10 protein-coding genes and 1 pseudogene are annotated in these 7,969 nt (G+C 65.3%); 5 read left to right on the top strand and 6 right to left on the bottom strand.

Translation table 11 applies throughout. From position 1 onward, the window contains the following. The 3 genes and pseudogenes from tnpB to D3273_RS29175 all read right to left on the bottom strand — a co-directional run. Positions 1-279, bottom strand: a 279-nt coding sequence (gene tnpB, locus D3273_RS15170) for an IS66 family insertion sequence element accessory protein TnpB (RefSeq protein WP_165359507.1), incomplete at its 3' end; no start/stop codon positions are given. Further along, positions 276-461, bottom strand: coding sequence for a hypothetical protein (locus D3273_RS29180; protein WP_245501182.1), 186 nt, complete (start codon positions 459-461; stop codon positions 276-278). The genes D3273_RS29180 and tnpB, both read right to left, overlap by 4 nt. Positions 462-512: 51 nt before the next feature. Beyond that, positions 513-623, bottom strand: a pseudogene (locus D3273_RS29175) (transposase); the annotation flags it as partial. Positions 624-918: 295 nt separating this feature from the next. On the opposite strand from D3273_RS29175, the gene D3273_RS15160 reads away from it, so the two are divergent. Beyond that, the gene (locus D3273_RS15160) at positions 919-1,080 is read left to right on the top strand and encodes a transposase (RefSeq protein ID WP_165359506.1); all 162 of its coding nucleotides are present in this window, start codon (positions 919-921) and stop codon (positions 1,078-1,080) included. A gap of 43 nt (positions 1,081-1,123) precedes the next feature. Here D3273_RS15160 and D3273_RS15155 read toward each other — a convergent pair whose 3' ends face one another. The 3 genes from D3273_RS15155 to D3273_RS15150 all read right to left on the bottom strand — a co-directional run bounded on the left by D3273_RS15155 (position 1,124) and on the right by D3273_RS15150 (position 3,317). After that, a complete protein-coding gene (locus D3273_RS15155; RefSeq protein ID WP_129227727.1) occupies positions 1,124-1,525 on the bottom strand; it encodes a hypothetical protein in 402 nt (133 codons plus the stop codon). A 301-nt stretch (positions 1,526-1,826) separates the two neighbouring features. Next, positions 1,827-2,243, bottom strand: coding sequence for a transposase (locus D3273_RS30110; protein WP_487343516.1), 417 nt, complete (start codon positions 2,241-2,243; stop codon positions 1,827-1,829). Between the two features lie 234 nt (positions 2,244-2,477). Next, positions 2,478-3,317: a metallophosphoesterase gene (locus tag D3273_RS15150; protein WP_129227735.1), complete on the bottom strand. Its 840-nt coding sequence runs from the start codon at positions 3,315-3,317 to the stop codon at positions 2,478-2,480. 200 nt (positions 3,318-3,517) lie between these two features. Here D3273_RS15150 and D3273_RS15145 point away from each other — a divergent pair, with 200 nt between their 5' ends. From D3273_RS15145 to D3273_RS15135, 4 genes are all read left to right on the top strand, one after another. Then, positions 3,518-5,497: an AAA family ATPase gene (locus D3273_RS15145; protein WP_129227726.1), complete on the top strand. Its 1,980-nt coding sequence runs from the start codon at positions 3,518-3,520 to the stop codon at positions 5,495-5,497. Further along, entirely contained in the window at positions 5,494-6,048 is a 555-nt protein-coding gene (locus D3273_RS15140) for a metallophosphoesterase family protein (protein WP_129227725.1), read from the top strand. The genes D3273_RS15145 and D3273_RS15140 overlap by 4 nt, the downstream gene beginning before the upstream one ends. A 191-nt stretch (positions 6,049-6,239) precedes the next feature. Further along, positions 6,240-6,440, top strand: coding sequence for a helix-turn-helix domain-containing protein (locus D3273_RS29960; RefSeq protein ID WP_428977781.1), 201 nt, complete (start codon positions 6,240-6,242; stop codon positions 6,438-6,440). A gap of 571 nt (positions 6,441-7,011) precedes the next feature. Then, positions 7,012-7,434 (top strand): hypothetical protein, encoded by a 423-nt coding sequence (locus D3273_RS15135; RefSeq protein ID WP_129227724.1) that lies wholly within the window; start codon positions 7,012-7,014, stop codon positions 7,432-7,434. Positions 7,435-7,969 lie beyond the last annotated feature (535 nt).

Here is a 7,969-nt window from a genome sequence, read left to right as displayed (position 1 = left end):
GAGTTGCGCGGGCGTGATGGCCACGCTCTCGCCCGCCGTCGCGGGCCACACGAACCGGCCCCGTTCCAGCCGCTTGGTGTAGAGCGACAGGCCGAGCCCGTTGTGCCACAGGCACTTGATCAGGTCGCCGCGCCGGCCTCGGAACACATACAGGTCGCCCGCGAACGGATCGCGCTTGAGACCTTCCTGCACCAGCAGCGACAGGCCGTTCATGCCGCGACGCATGTCGGTGTGGCCGGCCGCGATCCACACCCGGACGCCGGACGGGACCGGGATCATCGCCGATCCAGCACGTCGAGCACGCGCGCGAGCGCCTCGGCGTCCACGGCGCCGTCCACCACCACGCGACGGCCCCGCCCCACCTCGATCACCATGCGGCCCTGCACGGCCTGCCGAGGCCTTCCTCGACGCGTCGCTGCCTTGGCTTCAGCGGCCGGCTCCGGCACCAGGACGGCGGGCACGAAGGCCGGCGCCGGGGGGGGGGAGACGCGCTCAACCTTCAACGCCCGGCGCTACGCCATCAACTGAGACCGGGTAATGCCGTGACGACGCGCCGTCGCCGACACCGGCCGCGGCGCCTCCAGGCACTCCGTCACGATGCGGAGCTTCTCGTCCTCGGACCAGCGACGGCGGCGGCCGAGTTCGACAACGTTGAGCTACTGAGCCAAGGCTCTGATTTTATGAACATTAATAAGGGCAGATCTTAGCCGCGAGACGCTCCTCCCACAAGGCGGCTTTCACCGCAGGGATCCGGCGGATCTGTCGGACGAGACGGTCAGCGTGCATGAGCACCTTGAGTTGCCGGAGGCAAAGCCGCTCGTCGAGCAGCACCAGCGCCTCGCCATTGTGTGTCGCCGACACGGGCTACAATGCATAACAGATCTTTGAGCCGCAGCGGGCAACGGGCTGCGGCTGGAGGTGGTCCGCCGCAGTCCCAACGCGGTCGCCTTGGAGGTGATCGAGCTACGTTGGAGAATCGAGCGGACCTTCTCCTGGCTGTGTCGGAGCCAGCGCTTGGCCAAGAACTTCGAGCACCTCACCTCAACCCTGCTGGCCTTCATCGCGCTCGCCGCCATCTAGCAACTCGTGCGATCGTGAGCTTTTGAGTTAGGCTCTAAATCTTTTAGCTTTTCGAACTGCTTTCCAGAATTTTCGACATATTCTCATCGATTTTGTTCAGCCGATCCTCGATAGGATTTAGTAGAGCACCGACTGCGTCGACATAGCTATTTCTGATTTCCTCGTTGAGTCGAACCGCAGCCGATTTGAATAAGTTGTTATTGTCTGCGATCGCAAAATCCGTGTCTGCTAATTTTTCATCAATCGATCTGTCTATATTACTCAAAATGCTATCCAATTTTTTCGGAATATTGTCTTGATAGCCAGATATCGCTGCCGAAAACGCTGATATCAACTGTTCATGACGATCTAAACGCTCTGTAAGACCTTTGACATCCAAGTCGAAACGATCAAGACTTTTCAGGATTGCAGCACAGAGGTATTCCATTCTCGCGTTCTGATCCATGAGTTAGCTTCCACTTCAAACTTAACCTCCCGACAGTGAACGAAACCTATGAATCCGAAGTTACGCCTCAGCATAAAATCGAGGCTGCAACCTTTTAGGTACTAGAAATTTTCAATATTCCTAAGGAAATGTTAAATTTATATGGAATTAGAGCTTGACTAAGAACCGTCAGCCACCGAAATTTCCTAAGACGTACTGATCGTACCTTGGAAAATGTCGACACGTCCCACACGGGATCGTTGATGCTTAGCACGATAAACTAGCGGATCAGGAGACAAAAATCGATGTGCTCCATATGCTGTCACTCGGAGTGCATCGAGTGTAAGGCCTTCGACAGCATTGCCCGCAGAAGCTGCTCGGGCGGGATCGAGGGACGGCCGATATCCGAGTAGATCTCGCCGAAGCGCTTATGAAGCGACACCAGCGCCTCGTTCGCCGAAGTCCAAATCATACGCAGAGAATGATCTGTGCGGACGCGCTGCCTCAGGTCGACGTAGGGGAGCAGCGTACTCCTGCAGCGAGGGCTGCCTTGTAAGCTCGACTTTGTCCTTTGCAGGCTGCGTTGCAGAGGGCGTAGGCCGAGGCTGGCGGCAGCCTGAAGGGGACTTTTCGGCGGTCGGTGTGCCGCGGTAACGTTTGGAAATGCTGTTCGCGCCAGCTCGCGCGGCGCACGGCCGCGAGGGCATCGGAGAAGGTGGGACGGGCCTTGGGGTACCATGCCGCTGTCATGGCAGAGCCGCGCTTCACGCTCGCTTCGTCAACCCGATCCGACCAGACCGCCCGATTGGCCAAAGTCGAGCTGAGGCACCGGTTGAGCCGTCACCATGTCCCCCTACATCACGTCACCGCGGGTCCGGCATTCTCAAACCTCAGACTGCCGGGTCTGGGCACCGGCGATATGACGCGCGCCTGATACCAGCCGCAATCTGCTTCGCCGATGCCGACGTCCTGCTCACTCGCGACGGAGACTCTCCTCGATGACATCCACGGCGATGTCGCCCACCTCGACGACCATGCTCGGATTCCAATCGGCCGCCTCGCTCCCGCGACCTCGCCCGTTGGCGACGATGCGTGTCGAAACCTCGCGGTGGTCGACATGGTGATGGACGTGGCCGTGGATCCACAGGTCGGGCCTGTGCCGCTCGATGAACGGCCGGAGATCGCTCGCGTAGCAGTGCCGCAACGGGTCCCAGGGATCTGCCAGACACTGCGGGCTCGGCGCGTGATGGGTGACCACCACGGCCGGGCGCGGGCGCGGTAGACCGTCGGGCGTCGTCAGCGCTCCGTCGAGCCAGGCGAGGTCGCGTCGGTGCCACTCGCGGGTGTCCTCGGGACGGATGTAGTGATGTCGGCCGCTCGGACGCCTGCGGATGCGGCGATAATCGTTCATGCCCCGCCGCGCCATGCCGGTGCTGTGACCGAGGTCGCCATATCCCAATCGCAGATCGGTCCACAGCGTGCAGCCGTGGACCGTCACACCGCCGACCTCGACGCTGCCGCGGTCGAGCCAGTCGATGCCGTAGCGCGCCGCGACCTCGCGCCCGCTTTCATCGTGTTCATCATGGGTGACACGCTCGAGCCTCGCGGACCATCGATCGTGGTTGCCCGGGACGTAGATCATCCGGCAGCCCTGGAAGCGCTCCGCGAGCCAGAACAGGGCGCGGCAGCTCGGCGTATCGACATCACCGGCCACGACGATCGCGTCGAAGGACGTGGGTGCGCCGCGCAAGATATCCACCTCGCCTTCCGTTTCGAGATGAAGATCGCTGAAAACCCAAAGTCTAGTCCGCATGACGGCCTCCGCGTCCCGAGCTGATCCCGTCGAAAGCCATGACATGCATCTGTTACCGATTGTGAGCTGGCGATTCTCGATATCGAACTATTGCCTCGCGTAACGGATGGTTGACTCTCGTTTACCTGATTTGATCGCGCCAGCTCACGGCGACGCAACGTTTTTCCGGCATACCGAAGCGGTCGTCAGGGGAACCGCTTTTGTCCAGCTTGCCGCACAGCTTCGTCGCCGCCATCCGCTCAGCACAGCGGGTCGCCATGCAAGTCGCCGCCGAGGAGGATATCCCGCCTCCCGAGCCGGTGCCGCCGACCACTTGGCTCGGCGCCGTCTTCCTCGATCGCGCCGGCGTCGACCCGCAGGTGCTGCGCCGGGGCACGACCTGCGTGATCACCGGGCAGGACGCCCTCATCAACCCCGTGGCGGAGGCCATCCGAACCGCGATCCAGGACTGCGTCGGTGGCCGTCACACGAAGCCGGGACCTGGCATCCTGGTCGTGGGCGAGGACGGCGTGGTCCTGCCCGGATGGTACGCCGCCGCGCTGCGCCGCGGCGCGCCCATCGTCGCCGTGACGGCTGACGGTCGAAACATGACGCCCCGCGAAGCCGTGACGCTGGCCGACCGCACGATCACGATCCCCATGGTGCCGCGCGGCGACGTCATCGCTTCCGTGGTCGAGGCCGCGACGGGCAACAAGATCCGCGTCAAGGACGAGGATGCCGCCCTGCTCGGCTGGGACGACCTCATTCTCGTCGTGCAGCCCGACGGCGATCACATCGACGCCGGCAACCGCATCCGCAAGCTGGCCCGGGATCGCGCGGAAGGCCCGTCGAAGGCGAAGGATCGCCGCCCCGGGGCCACGCCTGGGGCCAAGCCGCCTGCAGCCGACGGCGTCGTGCGCCGCCTGTCCGAGATGACGGGGTTCGGCGATGCAGGACACTGGGGGGCGAGCCTTGCCGCCGATCTCCGCGACTATCGCGCCGGCAGCCTGCCCTGGAGCGACGTCGATCGCGGCATCCTTCTGTCTGGCCCGCCCGGTTGCGGCAAGACGACCTTCGCCAAGGCTTTGGCGCTCGAATGCGAGGTCGACCTCGTCCCCACGACCTACACGGACTGGTCCGCCGCCGGCGGGTCGGCCGGCGACACGATGAGCCGCGGCATGACCAAGCTCTTCGATCAGTGGCGCGCGAAGGCGAAGTCGGGCCCGTTCATCCTGTTCATCGACGAGGTCGACACGATGGGCCGGCGCGGCGAGAACGGCCATAACGAGTCCTGGTTCACCGCCGTCATCAACGGCTGGCTCGCGTTCCTCGACGGCGCCGCGCCGCGCGATGGCATCGTGGTCGTAGCGGCCACGAACCATCCCGAGCGCGTCGACCCGGCGCTGTGCCGTGCGGGCCGTCTCGACCGCCACGTGGTTCTGCCGGCGCCGGACATCGGTGCCCTTTCCGGCGTGTTGCGGCTGCATCTCGGTCCCGAGGCCGGCCTTGATGGCCTCGATGCAGCGGCGCGGCTGTGCCGCGGGATGAGCCCCGCCGAGATTTCGCTCCTCGTCAGGGATGCGAGACGGACGGCGCGTCGCGTGTTCGGACGTGCAGTCTGCGCCGACGACGTTTGCGCGGCGCTGCGGTCGCGGCGGCAGGCGACCGGTCTCGATCCCGCCGAAGACCGTGTCATCGCCGTTCACGAGGCCGGGCACGCGCTGGTCATGCTTCGGAGCGGGGTCGCCCGCCTCGAAGAGGTCGACCTCGACCGGCGATACGCGCGCTCGACGCGTTCGACCGTGGCCACGCTGGCGACGGTCGAGGGGCGGCTCGACATCCTCGTCGCCGGGCTTGTGGCCGAGCAGGTCCTTCTCGGCTCGCACAGCGCGGGTTGCGAACAGGACCTGTCGGACGCCACGGCGCTGTCGATGTCGGCGCTCGGCCGATGGGGGATGGGTGCGCGAGGCCTTCGCGCGCTGGACGCCAGCCACATGCTCGACGACGCCTGGCTTTCGGCGACGATCGACGAGATGCTGAGCGCGTCGCACCGACGCGTGACCGCGCTCGTCGCGGCGCATCGCGGCAGCGTCGAGCGCCTGGCCGAGGCGCTCATCGAGCGCCGCTATCTCGATGCCGACGAGGTTCGCGTTGTCGTCGAGGGCGAAACGCTCGCGCCAGCCTGCGGAGACCGTCGATGACGCTTTGGCTGACGAGCGACACGCATTTTGGACATGCGTCCGTGATCGCCATGTGCGACCGGCCGTTCGCCGACGCCGAGGAGATGGACGCCGCCCTGACCGAGCGATGGAACGCGCTGGTGCGCCCGCGCGACACGGTGTGGCATCTCGGCGACTTCTCGCTCGGTCCGAAGGGCACGGCGGAGCGCCGTTTCCGTCGGCTGAACGGCTCCATTCACCTCGTGCGCGGGAATCACGACGGCGACGACGTGGTCAAGGGTTGCGCCTGGGCCTCGGTCCGCGACCTGGCGAGCCAGCGCGTCGCGGGTGTGAGGTTGACGCTGTGCCATTACCCGATGCTGGCGTGGCCCGGATCGGCGCATAACCGGGACGGGCGGGTCGCGACCGTCATGGCGCACGGCCACGTACACGGCACGCCGAGGAACGCACGGGTGCCTCACCTCGACCCCTGCCGCGTCGACGTCGGGGTGGACATGCAGGGCTATCAGCCGGTCGCCGCGGAAGCTCTCGTCGCGGCCGTTCAGATCGCGGTCGACATCCAGTCGACTTGATCGTCCGAGGATCGCGCGCCTGGTCGTATCGGCTGCGGGCCTTCACCGCTGCGCGGCTCGCACCTCAGCCCGAGCCGGCCGACCGCCCGACGAAGCTCCGTCAGTCGCGGCCCCGGTCGCCTGACCGCCTCACATGCCGACGACGCCCACCAAAAGCAGACGATGGTCACTTCTGACACGCGCGCTTCGCCGTGAAACTCGGCTGTCGCATCGCCAAAGACCAGACGGTCGCCCAGGAGCGGCATATGCAGCGCGCAGTCGGCACGGCGCGTCTCGCCTGGAACCGAGCGTCCGCCGAGCATCGCGCCTTGTCGGACGCCGCACGCGCCGAACCAGACGAGGCGAAACGGAAAAGCGATGTGGCCACCACGGCACGCCTGTGCGCCAGTTGAACGTTGCGGCGCAAGACCGACCTGCCCTGGACCTTCGCGTTCACCCTTTGCGCGGGCGCCCAGGCGACCATCGACCTCGGTGCCGCCTCCGAGCGATTCTTCGAGGAGCGGCGCAGTGCCAAGCGCGAGGGGCGCGAGCCCCGAAGCTCATTCGGCAAGCCGCCATTCAAGTCGCGCCGTCGCACGACACCAGTCTTCGCATCGTCAAAAGACGGGTTCACCGAAGGCCAGCTATCACCGCTTCGACGCGGGGCCGCGAGCGACCATGCTGGTGCTTCTCATCGGCGAGGCGCCGCTACGCGAGGCCGTTCCGGGGGTCGGCGGCATCCTGGGCTGCCGCATATCGCTACGTCGAGATGATGGTACGCGTGCCTTCAATTCGACACGGATGAACCGATGACGAGCGATCCCATGCAGGCCGGGGCGATCGTTCGGGCCAAGGCCAGAAAGGCCGCGCCTGCGACAACCCACACCTCGATGGTTCGACCGCGCGGGTTCCGACCGACACGAGCAAGGTGCACGCCTGCTTCGCGTGCGACCACGCCACTCCCGCCCGGGTTCGGTCGCCAGTGTGGATGTCGGCCTCGTCAACGCCCTCGTGGTGGCTACCGGCGAAGAAGCTACCGCGCGCCACGCCGCTCCGAACCGCACGCGCCCAACCAAACCTGTTGCGGTGAAGCGTCTCGTCGCGCGGCGGCAGAAGCGGCTGGCGCGCTCGATCGGGAGGGCCAACTTCGCCACGGGACGTCCACCGTGCCGAGGTGCGATACAGCCGGCGGCAGGAGCGGCCCTCGCGATCCATCTCTCGCCTGATATGGCGCGAGGCGGACCGCCGCGACGATTCACCTCCAAAAGGCGCGCGACCGCGGTCGCACGACCGGACGAAGCGGTCGTCGTGGAAACGGTGATCCTCGCCGGATCGCGCAATGATTATCACCTCGCCCGCAGCCTGTCGGAGGTAGCACTGGCGCAACTGCTCGGCATGGTGGACTAAAAGGAGAAGAAGCTCGGCGGCTTGGTGCTGCCTGCGCGGCGGTCTTTTCCGTCGACCAAACGCTGCGCTGCCAGCGGCGTGGTGAACGACGAACTGACGCTCAAGAACCGCTCCAAGATGTATAAGTTCGGAGGAACGGTAAGGGACCGTGTGGGAACGCGGCTGACAACCTGCGCCAGCTCGGATTTGTGGCGGTGATGGATAGGCTGGTTCCGGAAAGCCGCGAAGGGTGGACCAGACAGGTCCAGGACGCGCTTGCGTCCATGGACCTGAGGCGCACGAACCGCGACGGGTCAGAGAACGCGGGTAGGGGCGGCTCGATCCGAAATGACGCGCGGGGAGAGGGTCCATCGGGCCGAGCCGGAAAGCGTGTCGGTTCGGTTGTGGCGGGTCCACCCCAGCTGAAGCAGGGAAGCCCTCGACGAACCACAAACCAGGACGGCGCCGCTTCAGCGAGGTCGGGATGACGGAGTGTGTTGTCCCTGTGCTTGCTCAGAGCGTTCAAATTCACTCGTCATCCGGAGAGCGGATGAAC

Source organism: Lichenibacterium minor (assembly GCF_004137685.1).
Lineage (GTDB): Bacteria > Pseudomonadota > Alphaproteobacteria > Rhizobiales > Beijerinckiaceae > Lichenihabitans > Lichenihabitans minor.
The sequence above is the reverse complement of the archived record's forward strand: the minus strand, read 5'-3'. Positions and strand labels throughout refer to the sequence as shown.

Bases quoted from the DNA above. Each gene is read 5' to 3' on its own strand.
- D3273_RS15155 (WP_129227727.1), bottom strand. From the start codon at position 1,525: ATGGATCAGAACGCGAGAATGGAATACCTCTGTGCTGCAATCCTGAAA.
- D3273_RS30110 (WP_487343516.1), bottom strand. From the start codon at position 2,243: ATGGTACCCCAAGGCCCGTCCCACCTTCTCCGATGCCCTCGCGGCCGT.
- D3273_RS15150 (WP_129227735.1), bottom strand. From the start codon at position 3,317: ATGCGGACTAGACTTTGGGTTTTCAGCGATCTTCATCTCGAAACGGAA.
- D3273_RS15140 (WP_129227725.1), top strand. From the start codon at position 5,494: ATGACGCTTTGGCTGACGAGCGACACGCATTTTGGACATGCGTCCGTG.